Genomic DNA, 18,154 nt, shown 5'->3' with positions numbered 1-18,154 from the left:
GCTACTCCTGTTCGTCCTGCTTCGTCAGGCCCCAGTCCTTCAGGCGCTTGAAGAGGGTGGAGCGCGCGAGGCCCAGCTCACGGGCCACGCGCTCGCGGTTGTTGTTGAAGCGGCGCAGCGCGGTTTCGATGATCTGCCGCTCCAGCTTCTCCAGCATCTGCTCCAGCGTCATGCCCGGCGGCAGCTCCGGCACGGTGATGCCCGTCTCGCGGTTGACCTCCTGGTCGAAGGACAGGTCGCTCGCGTCGATGGACGGCCCCTTGCGCAGGAGCAGCGCGCGGTGCACCACGTTGCGCAGCTCGCGGATGTTGCCCGGCCAGGCGTGTTGCTGGAGCCTGTCCAGCGCGGACGGGGTGAAGCGCACGACCTGCCCGCGAGGGGCGAACGCGCGCACGAAGTGCTCCGCCAGCGCCACCACGTCCCCCCGGCGGCTGCGCAGGGGCGGCAGGTGCAACGGGACGACGCACAGGCGGTAGTAGAGGTCCTCGCGGAAGCGGCCCTCGCGCGCCGCCGCCAGCAGGTCCCGGTTGGTGGCCGCCACGACGCGCACGTCCACGTGTAGGGGGCGGCTCGCGCCCACGCGCTTGATCTCGCCGCTCTCCAGCGCGCGCAGCAGCTTGGCCTGGAGGTCCAACGGCAGCTCGCCAATCTCATCCAGGAAGAGGGTGCCGCCGTCCGCCTCCTCGAAGGCGCCCTTGCGCGCGCCCACGGAGCCGGTGAAGGCGCCCTTCTCGTGGCCGAACAGCTCGCTCTCAATCAGCTCCTTGGAGATGGCCGCGCAGTTGACCGGGATGAGCGGCCGGTTCGCGCGCGGCGAGCACGCGTGCAGCGCGTTCGCCACCAGCTCCTTGCCCGTTCCGGACTCGCCCAGGATGGTGACGGCGGCGGTGGACGGAGCCACGCGCTGGATGAGGTCCGCCAGCTGCCGCACCGCCGGATCGCTCCCAAGGATGCCGTGGAAGGTCGTGGCCTCCTTCTTCGTGGAGGGCACCGCCTCCAGGATGAGCTCCGCCTCGCCCACGCGCAGCGAGGTGGGCAGCGTGACCTCCGCCTCGAAGAGGCGCACCGGGCCCAGCCACGTGCCGTTGGTGGAGCGCAGGTCCACGACGTGGAAGACGCCGTCCTTGCGCGTCACCTTGAGGTGCCGGCCGGAGATGAACCGGTCCTGGAGCACCAGGTCGTTTCCCGCGTCCTTGCCCACCGTGAAGCTGTCGCCGGTGAGCCGGTGCACGGCCTCCGAGGTGCCCTGCTTCACCCGCACCTGCGCCGCCTGCCAGCGCTGCGCGTCCCGACCCTGCACGGCGGTGGAGTGGCCCGCCTCGGTGGCCGCGTCCGCGTTCTCGCTGGCGCCGTGCTGGCGGAACACCGCGCGCCACTGGCCCAGCTCGATGTCCGCGCCGTCGGGCAGCTCCGCGCGCTCCACCGACGCGCCCGCGACCTTGGTGCCCTTGCCGGACAGGTCCTCCACCCGGCACGTCTGGCCATCCCACAGGAGGGCCGCCTGCAGGCGGCTCACCTCCGGATCCGGAATGGCCACGTCGCTCGAGTCACCCCGACCGAGCACCAACCGCGCCCGGTCCACCGCCACCCGCAGCACTTCCTCGCCTCGACGGAAGAAGACCAGCTCCGGCATTCCCAACCTCTCCCAGGACCCCCGGAAGGGGGCCGCGCGCAGCGCTTTACACGGCGCATGCGCGGGCTTCAACCCAGGGGGGCGATACAAGGGGAGGGCCGAAACCGACCCCCGTGGACCTGCCTAGTGTTTGGGCGCGAAGCGCGGGCTGCCCACCATGCCGGTGAGCCGGCCGCCGCGCCAACCCGGGTTGTCCCGGTCCGCCGGCAGCATGTTCACCGCGAGCGCCAGGGGCCCCAGGCGCTGCTGGAAGGCCTGCTCGAACTTCAGCCGCACGTCGAGCGCCAGCTCGCTGTACTCCAGCCTCCGGCCCAGCTTCACCGTGCCGGTGCCCGAACCCTCCAGGTCCTCGCTCTTGAGGTTCAGGTCCCGCACCGTGCCCAGGCCCTTGTCGAACTGGATGTCGCCCTTCAGCTCGCCCAGCAGCACGCGCGGCAGGTCCATGGGCATCGCCGGGCCGCCCCCCATGGGGATGGCCGCCTTGCCGCCCTTGATGGTGAGCCCCTGGGTGTCCATCACCACGGTGCCCGTCGCCTGGGACCAGTCCACCGGTTGGCCGCGCACCATCGTGCCGGGCGCCTGGAGCGACACCTTCGCGTTCACGGTGCCCTCCATGTCCACGCCGGTGTACGCGGGCAGGTTGCCGCCGCCCGCCTGCACTCCGTCCACGTCCACGTCCAGCGCCGTGCCGCTCAGGCCGCCCACGTGGACGTTCACCGTGCCGCCCATGCCCTTGAGCTTCAGCACCACGCCGGGCGGAAAGAGGGACGGGCGCAGCGCCACGCTGTCGAAGGTGAGCGCTTCACCCAGCTCGTCGGGGCCCATGCCGCCGGACTCGCCCCGGGCGAGCGCCGCCACGGCGTCCGCACCCAGCGGCGAGGGGGGCTTGCTCACGCGCACGTTGGTGGCGGTGACGCCGGACAGGCCGGGCCTCAGACCGCCAATGCGCACCGCGAGCCCCTGGGCCGCGGCTTCCGTCACCAGCCGCGAGCGGACCGCGTCGTACGGGAAGGTGAACATCAGGCAGAGGACGAACGCCACCAGGGCGAACGCGGTGTAGCCGAGGATGAGCTTCCAGCGGGCGGTCTTCGTTTCGGAGGCCATAGGGCTATTGCTTCATCCGGTAGGTGGCGACGGTGGTCCAGGCCGTCAGGGTGTCCGTGGCGGGCCGGGGCTCCACGCGCAGGTACTTCACCTTCACGATGCCCGGGCCCGTCTCCACCGTGCGCAGGAAGTCCGTCAGCTTGCGCAGGTCCACGTCCGTGAACGTCAGCTCCACGGAGCTCTCGATGATCTTCCCATCCCCCACGCCCACGTCGCCCTTGGGCGTCATGTTGGGGACGGTGAGGCCGGCGGCGGTGGCCTTGTCTTCAATGTACGTGATGAGCCGCACGTTGCTCTGCGTCAGCTGCTGCTCCACGCTCTGGCGCTCCGCCTGGGCCTGGCCGTAGCTGATGGCCAGGGCCTGGACCTCCTGCAGCTTCGCCAGCTTGTCCTGCGTGCGCCGGCGGTAGCCCTGCGCGCTGTTGGCGAAGCTGAAGAGCGTGACGAAGAGGACGAACACCAGGACCGCGGAGCCGGCGATCGCCACGAGCTTGCGCTCGCGGTCGCTCAGCCGCTCGAACCACGTCTGGAGCGGCGCGAAGATTTCCCGAAGCTTTCCCATGTCAGGTCTCCCCCCCCTTTGGCTCGCCGGGGCACTGCACCTGCACGTCCAGGCGGAAGGTCACCTTCTGCCCGTCGCGCGTCTTCTCCACCTTGCCCTCCTTCACGTCCTTGAAGCAGCGGTGGCCCTTCAAGGCGGCGGAGAGCGTGTCGATCTGCTTGGAGCTGTCCGTCTCCCCCTGGAGCATGATGCGGTCCAGGTCCACCTGGATGCGGTCGAACTTCACCGGCACCTCCGGCGGAATGCGCTGGGTGACCTCCGCCAGCAGGTTCACGGCGGACATCGTGGGCAGCGCCGCGGCGGGGCTCTCCACGCCCTTGAGCATGTTGAGGGCGCGGTCGTAGTTCTGCTCGCACGTACCCAGGATGCGCTGGGTCGTCTTGCAGAGCACCGCGTCCACCTCCGCCTCGCGGCGGGAGAGCACCGTGTTGCGCACCACCCCGAAGGCGATGAGCAGCAGCAGCAGCGTCACGGCGAAGGAGGCCAGCAGCCCCAGCCGGTCCTTCACGTAGTCGTAGCCGCCCTTGAAGGAGAACTCGCCCCGGCGCAGGTTGAAGCGCGGCGCCCGGACCCCGGCCGCGTTGCCGCGCATCGCCAGCGCGAACGCCTGCGCGGCCGTGGGCGCCTCCGCCGCGCCAATCAACGTGGAGGTGTCCGCCGGCAGCGCCAGCACGCGCACGGGCAGGTTCAGGTCCTTGGACAGCTGCTCCGCCAGGCCCGGCATCCGCGCGGTGCCGCCGCACAGCACCACCGCGGAGACCTGCCGGCGGGTGCGCGCGGTGAAGGACTTGAAGGACGGGCGCAGCTCGCGGAGCACCGGCTGCAGGCCGCGCACGAACGCGTTCGCGGCGCGCTCGGCGTCCGGGCCGTGGGCCGCGCTGGCCAGCGCCCCGTGCGCCTCCTTCCACGCGTGCGCCTCCGGCAGCGTCGTCTGGAACTCGGTCGCGAGCGCGCGCGTCAGGTCGCGTCCGCCCCCCGCGAAGGTGCGCGCGAACTCCACGCCCTTGCCCGGCTGTCCGATGGCCACCGCCGTGCGCTCATGGCCAATGTCCACCACCGCCACCGAGCCGCCCTCGCCCGCGCTCTCGAAGAGGCCGGGCAGCTGGGTGAAGAGGTTCTGGTACGCGAGCGCGGGGTGGGTGATGACGCGCGGATCCAACTGGAGGCCGCCCAGCAGCGCCAGCAGCTCCTGGAGCTCCTGCTTCTTCACCACGCCCACCAGCAGGTCCGCGGCCTTGTCCTTGCCGGGGGTGTCCCGCTGGCCGACCACCTGGTAGTCGTAGACGACCTCCGAGATGTCGAAGGGCAGCTGGCTGCCGACCTCGAAGGGCAGCGTCGCCTCCACGCGCTTGCTGTCGGAGAAGGGCAGGCTCACCGCGTGCGTGGTGAGGGACGGTCCGGGCAGGGCGATGACGACCTGGTCCACGTGCCCTTCGGGCATCTTCCCGAGCAGCTCCTCCACCGCGGCGCGCAGCGTCTCCGCGCGCTCGCCTTCCTGCGCGCGGCGCACTTCGGCGTACGCCTGCGTGGTGTGGCTTTTCGCTCCGGAGGTGAGCACCACCCCCTTCACGGAGTGGCTGCCCAGGTCCAGGCCAAGAATGCGGGCCATGCTATTCCTCTCTGTAATACACGAGCTTGCCCAGCCCGTCGTCCAGGCGGATGACGGCGGTGAGCGTCTTCTGGACGCTGCCCGCTTCTCCCACGGACTTGATGGTGAATGTCTTGCTCTTGTCGCCCAGGTAGCGGTTCTGCTGGACGTTGCCCTTGATGAGCGGATTGACCGCGATGCCGGCCTGCTCCACCACGCCCACGAAGTCCGACACCGACATGCCGAAGAAGTTGAACATGCGCGCGGCGCGGATGCGGCTGATGAGCTCGTTGAGGAACACCGGATCCGTCAGCCGGGGATCCGGCCGGTTGGGGTCCGCGGCGGACATGATGGCCAGCCCCAGCATGATGGGGTCGTCCGTGTTGATGTTCGGCTTGGAGTTGATGTCCGGGTACACCGTGAGCCGGTCGCGGAAGGCCGCCATGAAGCGGTCGTTGACGCCGTGCACCCGGTACAGCTCGTCCAGGCTGTCGAAGCGGGCGTTCTTCACTTCATAGCGCGGCTGGTAGCGGCTGTACGGGGAACCCTCGTCCGCGAAGCCGGAGACGAACGGGTTCGTCGGGTCCTTGGGGTTGAAGCTGGACTGGGTGGTGTCCTCGTCCGCCCAGTCCTTCAGCGCGATGACGGTGTCCTGCGGCGTGGAGCGAACGTGATTCGCGTCGTCCTGCTGCCAGAGGAACTCGAAGCGCTTGTCGGCGAACATGTCCAGCATGCGCGCCGCGGTGGCCTGCGCCTCCGCGCCGCCCGTGTTCAGGCGCATGACGTTGAGCTTCTCCTCCTCGTCGCTGATGGTGGCGAGGAAGCACCCGTCGAAGCCGCCGAAGGAGCGGCGCTGCATCTGCGCCGCCACCTGCGTGGCCGCGCCCGGGCTCTCGTCCCCGTCGTCCATCTTGAACTTCGGGTCCACCTGCACCGGGTCCGTCTCCACGGGGCGGCCGTCCACGCCCTGGGCGCCGTCGCTCTTCACCAGCCCCTTGAGCATGTGGCAGTCCACCCGCGCCAGCTTCCAGAGCTGGATGTTGAGCGACTGCGGCTGGAAGTTCTGCGCGCCGGCCTGTCCCTTGGCCCCGCCGCCCGCGAGGCCCGGTATCATGTTCATGAGGCCCGAGAGGTTGGGGATGGGCGTCTGGTCCACCTGCTTCTGGAAGCGCAAGAGCAGCCGCCCCAGCGCGATGCCGGAGCGGGCCATGTAGTAGGCGCGCACTTCGTCGCGCTGGTTGGAGGCGAGCTGCAGGTCCACCCGGCTGTTGTACGCGAACTCGGTGGCCACCACCGTGAGCAGCGCGATGGAGACGAGCGCGATGATGAGCGCCACGCCGCGCGAGCGCTTGTCCCGGCGACGGCCGGGGCTGGCCGCGCCCGGCGCCTGGGGAAGGGAGGTCCGCGCCCCGCCACGCCGGCGGGACGCCTGCTGGAAGTAGGGGAAGGGCATCAGTTGAACCTCGGCAGTTCCGTGTTGAGCAGGATGCGCGTCTGCGTGGTGTAGCGCGCCTCCTTGCCCGACTCATCCAGGGCGATGACGGTGATCCGCACGCGCGTGGGGAGGATGGACTTCTTCTCCGTGCGCCGCGTATCCCATTCGTCGTCCCACTCCTTCTTCTCCGAATCCCAGTAGGCGAACTCCACGCCCTTGACGCCTTCGAAGAGCACGTCCGTGGTGCCGCCCCGGTCCATCCGGTCGCCCACGTTGGGGTCCTCCCGGCGCTTCAAATCCAAGCGCTGCCGGGCGCCCCGCTCGGTGGAGTTCTCCACGAAGTACTCCACCACCGCCTGGTCGGACTCCTTCACGTCCGTGTACAGGCGCTGGTGCGAGAACGTGGTGAAGGTCAGCTTGTCGCGCTCACCGATGAAGTTGGTGGGCCGGTCGTTCTGGTCGCGGAAGCGGCGCAGGTCATACCGGTCGCTCACGAAGGCGGAGCCCACCTCGCGCGCCATGCGGTTGAGCGACACGCGCACCATGCGGTAGCGCTCCGCTTCGCCCTCCACCACTTCCTTGGCGTTGATGCCCGTCTGGAACGCCAGGGCGACGACGGTGCCCATCAGCGCGGTGATGGAGACCGCCACCATCACCTCCATCAGCGTGAAGCCACGGACGCGTCGCTTCATTGGATGCCTCCACGTCCCGGCAGGCCCGGGAAGGTGCCCCGGCCCCCGCCGCCAAAGATGCCGCCCGGCGGGCGCGGGTTGAAGCCGCCGTTGCCTGGCTGCTGCTGGCCGGCCGCGCCGTTGAGCTCGTTGAGCACCTGCGCGCGGTTGCGCAGCGGCCGGCGCGTGTTCGGGTCCAGCATCTGCCCGTTGGGGCCGGGGATGGGGTTGTCCACCACGCGGCCGTTCTCATCCACCCACTGGTTCTCCGCGCCCGCCGTGGAGCCCGCGTTGGGCGTGAAGCCGCCGTTGCGGTCGCCGCCGGGCCCCAGGGAGACCACGTGCGTCACCACGTCCAGGCTCTCCACCTGGGTGCCTTCCTTCCAGTACACGGTGAGGTGCACCTCGCGGACGGACTTGGTGAGCTGGTCCACCATCTGCGTGAACATGGGCTGCGCCATGCTCATGGCGGAGGCGCCCATGGGGCTGGAGGTGGTGGTGCCGCCGGGGGGCGTGCTGCCCTTGCCGGAGCTGCCGCCGCCGCCGAAGAGGCCCGCCAGGCCCCCCATGGGGTCGCTGGAGTCGCCGCCGCCCATGGGCAGGTTGAAGATGGCGCCGATGAGCTGATCCGGCGTCACGCCGTCCGTCTTGGGCGCGATGATGCGCGCGCGCCACTTGAACTGGGGCCAGCCGTCGTCGGAGAAGTCCCCGGACTGTTCGTCGTCGTCGGCGTCGAAGCCGTCGTCGTAGAGCTTCTGCTCCAGGTCCGTCATCTTCGAGCGGGCCAGGAGCGACGCCACGGTGAGCCGCTTGGTGTAGACGTGGTTGGCCACCGCGCCGGAGTTGAGGTCGAAGATGGCCATCAGCGCGACGCTGAGGATGGCCAGGGCCACCATCGTCTCCAGCAGGGTGAAGCCCAGGGGCCGCTGCTTGGGATGTCTCATGAGCGGGGCACCTCCAGGGCCTCGGATGCGATGTTCACCTTGCCTGTCAGGGGTGACACGTCCAGGGTCCACGCGTTGTCGCCCTGGCGCAGGAACACCATGGCCTTCTCCGTGTACCCCTGCGGGAAGAAGTAGAGATAGGCCACGCCGCTCTCCACGGGCTCCCGCTGTTGCCGCGTCCACACCGACACCGCCACACCCGCCGGCAGCTCGCGCGGGGTGATCTCCTCCGCGGTGTAGGTGGAGAAGGTGGACAGGGACTCGATGCGGGCCTTCTCCTCGTCCATCAGCTCCTGCGCGGACGGCTGGGAGTTGTCGGAGCGCGTGTAGTTCTTGCGCGTGTCGCCGCCGTTGTTGCCGGCGCGCGCGGCCTTCTCGCGGTTGCGCTTGTCGTCGCGGAGCACCGCGTCCCGGTCGCGCGAGGTGGTGATGCCGCCCGCGGCGCATTCCGCGTGGTAGCGCGTGGCCTCCTCGCGCTTCGGGTCGGGGATTTCAAACACCAGCCTGCACGTCTTGCCGCTGAGCGCCGCCGAGTCGTACAGCGACCGGATGACGCCCGCGAGCTCCGTGGCGGAGCCCTTCGCCTTGGCGCCGGTGAGCGCGCCGATGCCCACCGTCACCGCGGCGAACATCACCGCCGCGATGGCCAGCGCGATGGAGATCTCAATCAGCGTGAGGCCGCGGGGGGCGCGGCGGCGGCGGGCGGGCAGGGGGCGCATGGCGGACGTCATGGCTGCACCTCCTGTGCCACGATGCCGCCGCTGAAGATGTCCGCGGCGTCACCGGTGCCGCCGGGCTTGCCGTCGGAGCCGAGGGACAGCACGGCCCCCGTCTTGCCCTCCATCCGGTAGACATACGGATGGCCCCACGGGTCGATGGGCGGCGCGTCCAGCACCTTGGAGGCGATGAGCGGGGTGAAGCCCTGCGCCTGGCTGGGGAAGAAGCCCATCAGCCGGTGGTAGGCCTTGAAGTAGCCCTCCAGGCGGCGGATCTGCTCGCGCGCCTGGCGCTGGGTCGGGGTGAGGGTGTTGTCCTCGGTGGCCCACACCAGCGCGAAGGCGAGCACGCTGGCGCCGCCGAACACGCCCAGGAGCAGCAGCCGGCCCAGGCGCGTGGAGCGGGCGCGAGGAGGCCCACCGGAGACGGAGCGCGCCTCGCGCGCGGACGTCGGAGAGGAAGTGTGCTCGGGAGTCATCTCGGGCATTCCTACGACAACACGCGGGAGGCGCGGCCTTGCTCCAGGAAACGGGACGCGACCTACTTCTTCGCGTTCTGGTCCTTGGAGGAGATGTCGGCGTCGGAGCCCTCGCCGCCCGGGTTGCCGTCGGCGCCGTAGCTGGTGATGACCGGCTTGCCGCCCTCGTTCATGTACACGTACTCGCGGCCCCAGGGGTCCATGGGCATGCGCTCCAGGTTCTGGGTGTCCACCAGCGCCTTGAGGCCCGTGGCGGTGTCCGGGTAGGAGCCCTTCTTCGTGTAGTAGAGCTTCATCGCGCTCTGGATGTTGCGGATGTCCAGGCGCGCGGTGTCCTGCTTGGCCTCTTCCAGCTTCGGGATGACGGCCACGCCCACCGCGGCGGCGATGAGCCCGAGGATGGTGATGACCACCATGATCTCGATCAGGGTCATGCCGCGGTTGCGGCGGCGCTGCTGCTTCTTCGTGTGCGTGTTCGTCGTCATGTCTTCACTCACTTTCGGGTGACTTTCTGGCAGGCCACCGCGTCATGGGTGTGTCGGGATGTCAGAAGGTTTCAGGGAGGAGCGCCACGCCCGGAGGCGGGAGGCGGCTCCCGGTGGGTGTAGAGGGTGGCCCCCACCGTCGCCAGCGTGGCGGCCAGGGCCAGGAGCCCCATCAGCGTGACGCGCTGGATCCACCGGTCGAGCGTGTCGTTCATCGTCGGACTCCCTCCACCTAATGGATGGCCGTGTTCACCTGGAGAATCGGCATCAGGATGGAGAGCGCGACGAATGCAATCATCACGCCCATCACCACGATGAGCATGGGCTCCAGGAGGCTGGTGAGCGCGCCGATGCGCACGTTCACCTGCGTTTCATAGGAGTCCGCCACCGACAGGAGCATGTCCTCCAGCTGGCCGGATTTCTCACCGATGGCGACCATGTGGTACACGAGCGGCGGGAACTGGCCGGACCGCTTGAGGGGGGTGGCGATGCTCTCGCCCTCGCGGATGGACTCGCGGGCGTTCTCCACCGCGTCCGCCAGCACCGAGTTCGTCATCACCGCCTTGACGATGTCCAGCGCGGCCAGCATGGGCACGCCGCTCTTGAGCAGCGTGGACAGCGTGCGCGCGAAGCGGGAGATGGCCAACAGGCGCACGAGGCTGCCGAAGATGGGCGCCTTGAGGGTGAAGCGGTCCCACTTCGGCTTGCCCTTGGGGCTCTTCGTCCAGCGCATGAAGAAGACGAAGCCCGCCACGATGGACGGAATCACCAGGAACCACCAGGCCTGCATGAAGTTGGACGCGCCAATGAGGATGCGCGTGTTCAACGGCAGGGTGGCCTTCATCGTTTCGAAGATCTTCGTGACCTTCGGGACGACAAACACCATCAGCAGCACCAGGATTCCGCCGCCGACCAGCAGCATGATGGCGGGGTAGAGCATGGTGCCGATGATCTTCTGCTGCAGCTTGGCCTGGTTCTCCGTGAAGTCCGCCAGGCGCAGCAGCACGGTGTCCAGCGCGCCGGAGGCCTCACCCGCGCGCACCATGTTGATGTAGATGCTGGGGAAGATCTTCGGGTGCTGGCTGAACGCGTCCGCCAGGGACGAGCCTTCGTTCACGCGCTGCTTGATGTCGGAGAGGGCGCGCTTGAGCCGCTCCTTCTCCGCCTGGTCCACCAGCGCGTTGAGCGAGTCCACGATGGTGACGCCCGCGCCCAGCAGGGTCGCGAGCTGGCGGGTGAGGATGGCGACGTCCTCGGTGCTGACCCGGCCGCCCGCCAGCTTGCGCAGGTCCACGTCGCGCGCCACGAGCGCCGCGTTGGCGCCCTTGGACACGCCCGCGCGGCTGCCCTCCGCCTGCCCGAGCACGTCGGTCAGGAAGATGCCGTCCGCGCGCAGCTTGGAGCGCAGCGTCTTGGGTGAGTCCGCCTCCAGCAAGCCCTTCTTCTGCTTGCCGTGGGAATCAAGGCCTCTGTATTCGAAGACGGGCATGGCGGACTAGATGTCCTCCTGCGTGATGCTCAGGACCTCGGCGATGGTCGTCTCGCCCAGGGCGATCTTCCGCACGCCGTCGTCCAGGAGCGTGATCATGCCCTTGGCGAGCGCGGACTTCTTGATGGTGGATGCGTCCACGTTCTTCAACACCAGCTGGCGCACGTCGTCGTCCACGAAGAGGAACTCGTAGATGCCGGAGCGGCCTCGGTAGCCGTTGCGGTTGCAAGACGGGCAGCCCACCGCCTTGTAGATGCGGTCGGTGTTGAAGCGCTCCTTGAAGCTCTTGACCGTGAAGCCGAGCTCCTTCAGGTCCGCGTCCGTGGGCGTGTAGGCCTGCCGGCAGTCCGGGCACACCCGGCGCACGAGGCGCTGGGCGAGGATGCCGGTGAGCGACGACGCCACCAGGAAGGGCTGCACGCCCATGTCCACCAGACGGGTGACGGCGCCGGCCGCGTCGTTGGTGTGCACCGTGGAGAGCACCAGGTGGCCCGTGAGGGACGCCTGGATGGCGATCTCCGCCGTCTCCTTGTCGCGGATCTCACCGACCATGATGACGTCCGGATCCTGGCGCAGGAAGGAGCGCAGGCCTTGCGCGAACGTCAGGCCGATCTTCGGGGCGATGGCCATCTGGCCAATGCCCTTGAGCTGGTATTCGACCGGGTCCTCGACGGTGAGGATGTTGAGGTCGGGCGTGTTGATCTTGGAGAGCGCGCCGTAGAGCGTGGTCGTCTTGCCGGAGCCCGTGGGGCCCGTCACCAGGACGATGCCGTGCGAGCGCTTGATGACGGACTCCATGTTGCCCAGCACCTGCTGGCTCATGCCGATCTCCGCCAGGTCCAGCAGCGTCGCCGTCTTGTCGAGCAGACGCATGACGATGCGCTCGCCGAACGACGTGGGCGTGGTGGACAGACGGATGTCGATGTCGCGGCCCGCGAGCTTGATGCGGATGCGACCGTCCTGCGGCAGGCGCTTCTCCGCGATGTTGAGCTGCCCCATCACCTTCACGCGCGCGATGATGGAGTTCTGGTAGCGCTTGGGCGGCTTGATGACCTCCTGGAGCACGCCGTCGATGCGGAAGCGCACCAGGAGCTCGCGCTCCATGGGTTCGATGTGGATGTCGCTCGCCCGCTCCTTGGCCGCGCGGAAGAGCACGGAGTTGACCAGCCGGATGACCGGGGCTTCGTCATCCGCGTCGAGCAGGTCCTTGGGCTCCTCCAGCTCGTGCGCCAGCGAGTCCAGGTCCTCCGTGGTCTCCATCTCGTCCACGAGCGCTTCGGCCTCGTTGACGGAGCGGTCGTACACGCTGTTGATGGCGTCCACGATGGTGGACGCCATCGCGATGCGGGGCTGGATGCCCTGGCCCAGCAGCAGCCGCGCGTGGTCCAGGGAGGTGGTGTCCAGCGGATCCGCCACCGCGAGGACGACCTCGTCGCCCTCCACGGACAGCGGCAGCAGCTGCGTCTGGCGCGCGAAGTTGATGGGGATGCGCTTGACCAGCTCCGCGTCCACTTCCTCCGTGAAGATGCGCTGGAGGTAGGGCAGGTCCAGCTGGTGGCCCAGGGCGCGCGCCACGTCCTCGTCGCTGACCGCCTTCATGCCCACCAGGATCTCACCCAGCCGGCCGCCCTTCTCCTGCTGCGCGGCGAGCGCCTCCTGGATCTTCTCCGGCGTGAGGGCCGGCACGAGCGCGCGGAGGATCTCCCCGAGCGGCCGGCCACACAGGTACGCCTGCCCGTGGGCGACGACCTGGGTGGCGTCGTTGCGGCCGCCGGCCACGTCGGGTGTCGCGGCGGAGGCTTGGAGGGTCGTGGGGTCGGCGGTCAGGTCCATGGGTTTACTCCCCGTTTCCCGGCTGGATTCGCAGCCTCTCCGGGTTGGCGTCCGGAGTGGGCGCCGTCACCTCGGGTTGCGTCGCGGGCGTCGCGGGCACTGATCTGTCTGAACCCCCCGCTGGCGCCTCGGTATTTCGCGGAGCCTGCCCGCCCTCGGGGGAGTGGGCGGCCCCGTTCGGCGTGGCGGGCGCCTGCCCGCCAGGCTGGGCATGGGACGAGGAGGCGGGCGGACCACCGGCCGGCGACGGGCTGCCCACCGGACGGATGACGCGGTCGTTGGACGTGCCGCTGCCGCCGTTCTCCACGCGCTGCTCTTCCTTGAGGACGGCCTGGTTCATGCGCGACAGCGGGCCGGGCTTGCGGCTGAAGTCCACCGCCACGTCGTAGCCGGGCACCTGGCCGTAGAACTGCTCCACGAACTGCTGACGCTCCTTCATCTTGCGCTCGAAGATGCGCCGGAAGTCGTCCTGGCTCCGGATGATGTAGGGCGTCAGGAACAGCAGCAGGTTCGTCTTGGTCTTGCGGCGCGTGGTGTCGCGGAACAGGTGGCCCAGGAGCGGGATGTCACCCAGCACCGGCACCTTGGAGACGGACTCCAGGGTGCGGTCCTGCATGATGCCGCCGATGACGACCGTCTCCATGTCCTTGGCGATGACGGTCGTCTTCGCGCTGCGCTTCGACGTGGTGGGGCCCAGCACGGGGTCCGTCGAGGCGATCTCCTCCGTCTGCTCCGTGATGACCAGGCGGATGAAGTCGCTCTCGTTGATCTGCGGCTTGACGGTGAGCTTCAGCTCCACGTTCTGGCGGGTGATGGGCGCGTACAGCGACCCCAGGCCTCCCAGCGAGCCCAGCAGCGACGGGGTGAGGCCGCCGGCGGCGGTGCCGGTGCCGCCCAGCGAGCTGCCCAGGCTGGACGGGGAGAAGCCGGACTGGAAGGGCACGTTCTGGCCCACCGTGATCTCCGCCTCCTCGTTGTCGCTGGTGAGCAAATGCGGCGTGGAGAGCACGTTCACGTCCGACGACGCCTGCATCGCGTTGAGCACCACGCCGAAGGCCGGGATGTCGATGCCCAGGCTCTTGAGCCCCGGGAGGACGGGGCCCTGGATGCCGGCGAGGAAGCCGCCCATGCCGGCCAGGCCCGCCAGCGAGAAGGACGGGGGCGCGCCGCTGCCGGAGTAGTTGGTGCCGAAGATGCCGGGGATGGGGCCGTTGTCCGTCTTGAGGCTGAAGCCCTGGTGGAAGTTGACGCCGAACTCGCTGTTGCGGTCCAGGTTCACTTCCATGATGACCGCCTCCACGAACACCTGGCGGCGCGGCTGATCCAGCTGCTGGATGATCTGGACGATGTTCTTGTAGTCCGCCTGGCTGGCGACGATGACCAGCGAGTTGGTGCCCTTGTCCGCGGAGATCTTCACCTCGCCGCTGAACAGCTCCGCGGCCTGGGTGGGCCCGCGCGGCACGCCCTGCGGCTGGTTCGGGATGGGGACGCGCTGGGGGCGGTTGGCGGTGCCCTGCGCGAGCGACTGGAGCGTGCTGGCCAGCTCCTCCGAGTTGGCGTTCTCCAGCGGGTAGACGTTGATCTTGTTGCCGCTGCCGGACGGGATGTCGATTTCACGCACCAGGTCCTGGATGCGGCCGAAGGCGGCGGGGCTGGCCACGACGATGAGCTTGTTGGTGCGCTCGTCCGGGATGATCTGCGACAGCGTCGCGGCGCCGCCGGTGTCCGTGCCGCCGGAGGCCACGCCCTCGCCAGGGGGCTGTCCGGGGATGCCCTGGGTGAAGTTGCCGGGGCGCTGGCCCGCGCGGCCGCCCGCGCCGGACTTGGCCTCGAAGAGCTTCTGGATGGTGTTGGCCACGTCCTGGGCGGTGGCGTACTGCACCTGGATGATGCGCATCTCGTCGCTGGAGGAGCGGCTGTCCAGCTGGTTGATGAGGCGCTCCAGGCGGTGGATGTTGGAGCCCACGTCGTTGACGATGATGGTGTCCGGCGGGTACGGGATGGTGTCGCCGTCCTTGGACACGAGCTGCTGGAGGACGCCGCGCAGCGGCTCCACCTCCACGTACTTGATCTTGAACAGCTTGGTGACCATCTGCTCGTTCGTCGTGTACGGCGTCTCGTCGTCCACGATGGTCGGGATGGGGTTCTGCTTCGCCGAGCGCTTGTCGACGATCTTCAGGAAGCGGCCGTACGGGTAGACGGCGAGGCCGTTGGCGTCGAGCGCGGCGAGGAACGCGGAGTAGAACGAGTCCGCGTCCACCTCCACGCGGCCGTTCTCCGGGCCGATGATGGAGATCTTCCCGCGCACGTTCTCCGGGAGGATGAACGTGCGGCAGGTGGCGTCCGACACGGTCTGGACGAGCTTCTCGATGTCCACCTTGTCGAAGTAGATGCCGTAGCGCGCGTGGCGCCGGGCCTCCTCGCAGGAAGGCACCTGGCGCGGGCCCTGGTTCTCAGGCGCGCTGGTGCTGGGGGGCGGGGCGGCGGCGGTGCCCTGCGGGGTGATGGTCCGGTCGCCCTGGGCGGCCGGAGCACTGGGCAGGGCGGGACGGCGCTGGGCCCACGCGGGGACCGAGAGCGCGAGGCACAGACAGAGCATCCAGGACGGGAGCGTCGTCTTCATGGAGGAGCGGGCGCGGAGCGGGGGTGTTTAACGGACGTTGTAGGATTTGCGGATCGGCGCGCCGTTGCGCTCGATCTCGATCTCGATGCGGGAGGAGTCCTTCAGCTTCGAGTACACCTCCAACGCCTTCTCGGGGCTGTTCAGGTCGAAGCCGTTGATGCGGCGGATCACGTCACCGTTCTGGACGCCAATCTTCGAATAGATGGAGTCCGGGCGGATGGAGAACAGCTTGAAGCCCACGGCCTGGCCGTCCTTGAAGGCGGGCACGATGCGCGCCTGCATGGCCACGTCGTTGAGGTTGCTCAACGTCTTGTCGATTTCGGCCTTGGGGACTTCGTACTCGTTCTCCCCGGTGGACTTGATGCCGTTGCCCAGGCCGTTGGGCGCGGTGTTGGTGGGCGCGGTGACGGGCGGAGGGGTGTAGGCGGCGACGGCGCCGTCGCCGGGCTGCCCGTCGATGAACTCGCGCCGGCCGTTGTTGTTGATGATCACGCGCTCGCGTTCGATCTCCATGATGGTGGCGCCCATCAGGTTGTTGCCGACCATGTACGTCTGCGAGCGCTGCGTGGTCATGTCCTGGATGGACGCGAACGACCAGTCCGGGTTGGCGGCGACGAGCGTGCCCAGCAGCTTCACCCGCAGGCCACTCTTGGCCGGCGGGGCGTTGGCGTCGAACTCCGGCGGCGTCGGCTCCTTCACCGCGACCTCCGGCTCCGGCAGCTTCACGCCCGTGAGGCGCGACAGCCGCTCCACGTCGAGGGAGGCCAGGCCGCTGTCCGCGGCGTGGGTGCGCTGCGCGACGCGCGCCGGGGCCTCCGACGCGGGGGCAGGGGAGATGGAGGATTCGACGAACAGGTTCACCGTGCGCGCCGCCAGCAAGGCGACGAGCAGGATGAACAACAGGTTCACGCTCCAGAAGTACTTGCGAAAGAAGAGTTCCATCACGCTTCCGGGAGAAAGCCAGCCCCACATCGGACCTTGAGCAAGGCAGGTGCCATCGCTGGGCGGGCGGGAAACCCAGGACTTACGGCCAAGTCCGCGGAATTATTTCGGAATAGGACGCGGGTCTGGCCCGGGGCGCGGCCGGGACAACGCGTCCGGACAATTTGTCAAAAGCGGGCGGGGGCCGGTGTGACGGCCTGTCAGTCCGCGCTGGTGGGGGGGGAGGGGGGCACCGGGGGGGCGTCCGGGCCCAGCTGCTCGCGCTCCAGCTTGCGGTAGATGGTGCGCGCGGCGATGCCCAGCAGGCGGGCGGCGAGCGTCTTGTCGCCCTTGGTGTGGCGCAGGGTCTCGTGGATGACCCGCCGCTCGATCTCCTCCATGGGCGTCCCGATGGGGATGACGAGCTGGCCGGCCGAGCCCAGGGGCCCCTTGCGCACGGACTCCGGCAGGTCGCTGGCCTCCAGCACGTCCGTCTTGGCCAGCACCACCGCGCGCTCCACGGCGTGCTCCAGCTCGCGCACGTTGCCGGGCCACGCGTAGTTCTCCAGGACGCCCAGGGCGTCGGGCGAGAAGCCGCGCAGCACCTTGCCGTTCTTCGCGGCGAAGCGGCGCAGGAACGCGTCCGCCAGCAGCGGGATGTCCTCGCGGCGCGAGGCGAGCGCGGGCACGCGGATCTCCACCACGTGGAGGCGGTAGTAGAGGTCCTCGCGGAAGCGCCCTTCGGCCACCTCCTTCTGGAGGTCCTTGTTGGTGGCGGCGACGAGCCGCACGTCCACCTTCACCGTCTGCGTGCCGCCCAGCCGCTCCAGCTCGCCCTCCTGGAGCACGCGCAGCAGCTTCACCTGGGCGGAGAGGGGCATCTCGCCCACCTCGTCGAGGAAGAGGGTGCCGCCGTGGGCGCGCTCGAAGCGGCCCTCGCGCCGGCTGACGGCGCCCGTGTACGCGCCCCGCTCCACGCCGAAGAGCTCCGCCTCCAGGATGCTCTCCGGGATGGCGCCACAGTTGACGGCGACGAAGGACTGCTTCGCCCGGGCGGAGTGCTCATGCAGCGCGCGGGCGGCCAGCTCCTTGCCGGTGCCGGACTCACCCAGCAAGAGCACGGTGGCGGTGGAGGGCGCCGCCTGGCGGATGGTGTCCAGCATGGCGCGGAACGCGGGGGACTGCCCCACCATGGCGCGCCCGCCCGCGGGGTTGATCTCCGCGAGCTTCGCCTTGAGGGAGGTGTTCTCCTGGACGAGCGCCTGCTTCTCCAGCGCCTTCTGCACGGCCTTCACCAGCGCGTGGCGCTTGAGGGGCTTGGTGATGAAGTCGTAGGCGCCATCCTTCATGGCGGCCACGGCCGTCTCCACCGTACCGTAGGCGGTCATCAGGACCACCTCCACGTCCGGGCGGATGGCGCGGCTGGCCTTGAGCAGCTCCTGGCCGTCCATGCCGGGCATCATCAGGTCGGTGACCATGACGCTGACCTCGGAGCGCCGGAGCAGCTCCAGCGCCTCCGTGCCCTGCGCGGCGGACAGCGTGGAGAAGCCTTCCCGCTGGAAGATGCGGGCGACCGAATCGAGGTTGGCGCGGTCGTCGTCGACGACCAGGACCGTGGGAGAAGTCATGGGTGTGCAGGGCCTCTGTTACCCTTGCCCTGCAATCCGCATT

16 protein-coding genes are annotated in these 18,154 nt (G+C 69.2%); all 16 read right to left on the bottom strand.

Going from position 1 to position 18,154, the window contains the following annotated elements:
- Position 1: 1 nt before the first annotated feature.
- Positions 2–1,633: a sigma 54-interacting transcriptional regulator gene (locus FOF48_RS06055; RefSeq protein WP_143899215.1), complete on the bottom strand. Its 1,632-nt coding sequence runs from the start codon at positions 1,631–1,633 to the stop codon at positions 2–4.
- Between the two features lie 123 nt (positions 1,634–1,756).
- Positions 1,757–2,737 carry a type II secretion system protein GspN gene (gene gspN / locus FOF48_RS06050; protein WP_143899214.1) on the bottom strand — a complete coding sequence of 327 codons (981 nt, stop codon included), beginning with the start codon at positions 2,735–2,737 and terminating at the stop codon, positions 1,757–1,759.
- A gap of 4 nt (positions 2,738–2,741) precedes the next feature.
- Positions 2,742–3,299: a type II secretion system protein GspM gene (gene gspM / locus FOF48_RS06045; protein ID WP_143899213.1), complete on the bottom strand. Its 558-nt coding sequence runs from the start codon at positions 3,297–3,299 to the stop codon at positions 2,742–2,744.
- A 1-nt stretch (position 3,300) separates the two neighbouring features.
- Positions 3,301–4,908, bottom strand: coding sequence for a pilus assembly protein PilM (gene pilM / locus FOF48_RS06040; RefSeq protein WP_143899212.1), 1,608 nt, complete (start codon positions 4,906–4,908; stop codon positions 3,301–3,303).
- 1 nt (position 4,909) lies between these two features.
- Entirely contained in the window at positions 4,910–6,340 is a 1,431-nt protein-coding gene (locus tag FOF48_RS06035) for a general secretion pathway protein GspK (protein WP_143899211.1), read from the bottom strand.
- Positions 6,340–7,014 (bottom strand): type II secretion system protein GspJ, encoded by a 675-nt coding sequence (locus FOF48_RS06030; RefSeq protein ID WP_143899210.1) that lies wholly within the window; start codon positions 7,012–7,014, stop codon positions 6,340–6,342. The genes FOF48_RS06035 and FOF48_RS06030 overlap by 1 nt, the downstream gene beginning before the upstream one ends.
- Positions 7,011–7,937 (bottom strand): prepilin-type N-terminal cleavage/methylation domain-containing protein, encoded by a 927-nt coding sequence (locus tag FOF48_RS06025; protein ID WP_143899209.1) that lies wholly within the window; start codon positions 7,935–7,937, stop codon positions 7,011–7,013. Before FOF48_RS06025 ends, FOF48_RS06030 begins: the two co-directional genes overlap by 4 nt.
- Positions 7,934–8,668, bottom strand: a complete 735-nt coding sequence (locus FOF48_RS06020; RefSeq protein ID WP_143899208.1) for a Tfp pilus assembly protein FimT/FimU — start codon at positions 8,666–8,668, stop codon at positions 7,934–7,936. Before FOF48_RS06020 ends, FOF48_RS06025 begins: the two co-directional genes overlap by 4 nt.
- Positions 8,665–9,132: a type II secretion system protein GspG gene (locus FOF48_RS06015; protein ID WP_143899207.1), complete on the bottom strand. Its 468-nt coding sequence runs from the start codon at positions 9,130–9,132 to the stop codon at positions 8,665–8,667. Before FOF48_RS06015 ends, FOF48_RS06020 begins: the two co-directional genes overlap by 4 nt.
- 62 nt (positions 9,133–9,194) lie before the next feature.
- Positions 9,195–9,617 carry a type II secretion system major pseudopilin GspG gene (gspG, locus tag FOF48_RS06010; RefSeq protein ID WP_143899206.1) on the bottom strand — a complete coding sequence of 141 codons (423 nt, stop codon included), beginning with the start codon at positions 9,615–9,617 and terminating at the stop codon, positions 9,195–9,197.
- Between the two features lie 71 nt (positions 9,618–9,688).
- On the bottom strand, positions 9,689–9,832 hold the full coding sequence (locus FOF48_RS36365; protein ID WP_186001804.1) for a hypothetical protein: 144 nt from the start codon (positions 9,830–9,832) through the stop codon (positions 9,689–9,691).
- 17 nt (positions 9,833–9,849) lie between these two features.
- The gene (gene gspF, locus FOF48_RS06005) at positions 9,850–11,106 is read right to left on the bottom strand and encodes a type II secretion system inner membrane protein GspF (protein WP_143899205.1); all 1,257 of its coding nucleotides are present in this window, start codon (positions 11,104–11,106) and stop codon (positions 9,850–9,852) included.
- Positions 11,107–11,112: 6 nt separating this feature from the next.
- Positions 11,113–12,939 (bottom strand): type II secretion system ATPase GspE, encoded by a 1,827-nt coding sequence (gene gspE / locus FOF48_RS06000; protein ID WP_143899204.1) that lies wholly within the window; start codon positions 12,937–12,939, stop codon positions 11,113–11,115.
- 4 nt (positions 12,940–12,943) lie between these two features.
- Positions 12,944–15,562, bottom strand: coding sequence for a type II secretion system secretin GspD (gene gspD, locus FOF48_RS05995; RefSeq protein WP_143899203.1), 2,619 nt, complete (start codon positions 15,560–15,562; stop codon positions 12,944–12,946).
- A 27-nt stretch (positions 15,563–15,589) separates the two neighbouring features.
- Positions 15,590–16,504, bottom strand: a complete 915-nt coding sequence (gspC, locus tag FOF48_RS05990) for a type II secretion system protein GspC (protein ID WP_186001803.1) — start codon at positions 16,502–16,504, stop codon at positions 15,590–15,592.
- A 200-nt stretch (positions 16,505–16,704) separates the two neighbouring features.
- Entirely contained in the window at positions 16,705–18,111 is a 1,407-nt protein-coding gene (locus tag FOF48_RS05985) for a sigma-54 dependent transcriptional regulator (protein ID WP_143899201.1), read from the bottom strand.
- Positions 18,112–18,154 lie beyond the last annotated feature (43 nt).

This window comes from Corallococcus sp. Z5C101001 (assembly GCF_007352635.1).
Classification (GTDB): Bacteria; Myxococcota; Myxococcia; order Myxococcales; family Myxococcaceae; genus Corallococcus; species Corallococcus silvisoli.
Note: the sequence above shows the minus strand (reverse complement) of the source record. Positions and strands in the feature narration are given on the sequence as shown.

Coding starts and splice junctions, on each gene's coding strand:
- FOF48_RS06055 (WP_143899215.1), bottom strand. CDS start 1,633: ATGCCGGAGCTGGTCTTCTTCCGTCGAGGCGAGGAAGTGCTGCGGGTG.
- gspN (WP_143899214.1), bottom strand. CDS start 2,737: ATGGCCTCCGAAACGAAGACCGCCCGCTGGAAGCTCATCCTCGGCTAC.
- gspM (WP_143899213.1), bottom strand. CDS start 3,299: ATGGGAAAGCTTCGGGAAATCTTCGCGCCGCTCCAGACGTGGTTCGAG.
- pilM (WP_143899212.1), bottom strand. CDS start 4,908: ATGGCCCGCATTCTTGGCCTGGACCTGGGCAGCCACTCCGTGAAGGGG.
- FOF48_RS06035 (WP_143899211.1), bottom strand. CDS start 6,340: ATGCCCTTCCCCTACTTCCAGCAGGCGTCCCGCCGGCGTGGCGGGGCG.
- FOF48_RS06030 (WP_143899210.1), bottom strand. CDS start 7,014: ATGAAGCGACGCGTCCGTGGCTTCACGCTGATGGAGGTGATGGTGGCG.
- FOF48_RS06025 (WP_143899209.1), bottom strand. CDS start 7,937: ATGAGACATCCCAAGCAGCGGCCCCTGGGCTTCACCCTGCTGGAGACG.
- FOF48_RS06020 (WP_143899208.1), bottom strand. CDS start 8,668: ATGACGTCCGCCATGCGCCCCCTGCCCGCCCGCCGCCGCCGCGCCCCC.
- FOF48_RS06015 (WP_143899207.1), bottom strand. CDS start 9,132: ATGACTCCCGAGCACACTTCCTCTCCGACGTCCGCGCGCGAGGCGCGC.
- gspG (WP_143899206.1), bottom strand. CDS start 9,617: ATGACGACGAACACGCACACGAAGAAGCAGCAGCGCCGCCGCAACCGC.
- FOF48_RS36365 (WP_186001804.1), bottom strand. CDS start 9,832: ATGAACGACACGCTCGACCGGTGGATCCAGCGCGTCACGCTGATGGGG.
- gspF (WP_143899205.1), bottom strand. CDS start 11,106: ATGCCCGTCTTCGAATACAGAGGCCTTGATTCCCACGGCAAGCAGAAG.
- gspE (WP_143899204.1), bottom strand. CDS start 12,939: ATGGACCTGACCGCCGACCCCACGACCCTCCAAGCCTCCGCCGCGACA.
- gspD (WP_143899203.1), bottom strand. CDS start 15,562: ATGAAGACGACGCTCCCGTCCTGGATGCTCTGTCTGTGCCTCGCGCTC.
- gspC (WP_186001803.1), bottom strand. CDS start 16,504: ATGGAACTCTTCTTTCGCAAGTACTTCTGGAGCGTGAACCTGTTGTTC.
- FOF48_RS05985 (WP_143899201.1), bottom strand. CDS start 18,111: ATGACTTCTCCCACGGTCCTGGTCGTCGACGACGACCGCGCCAACCTC.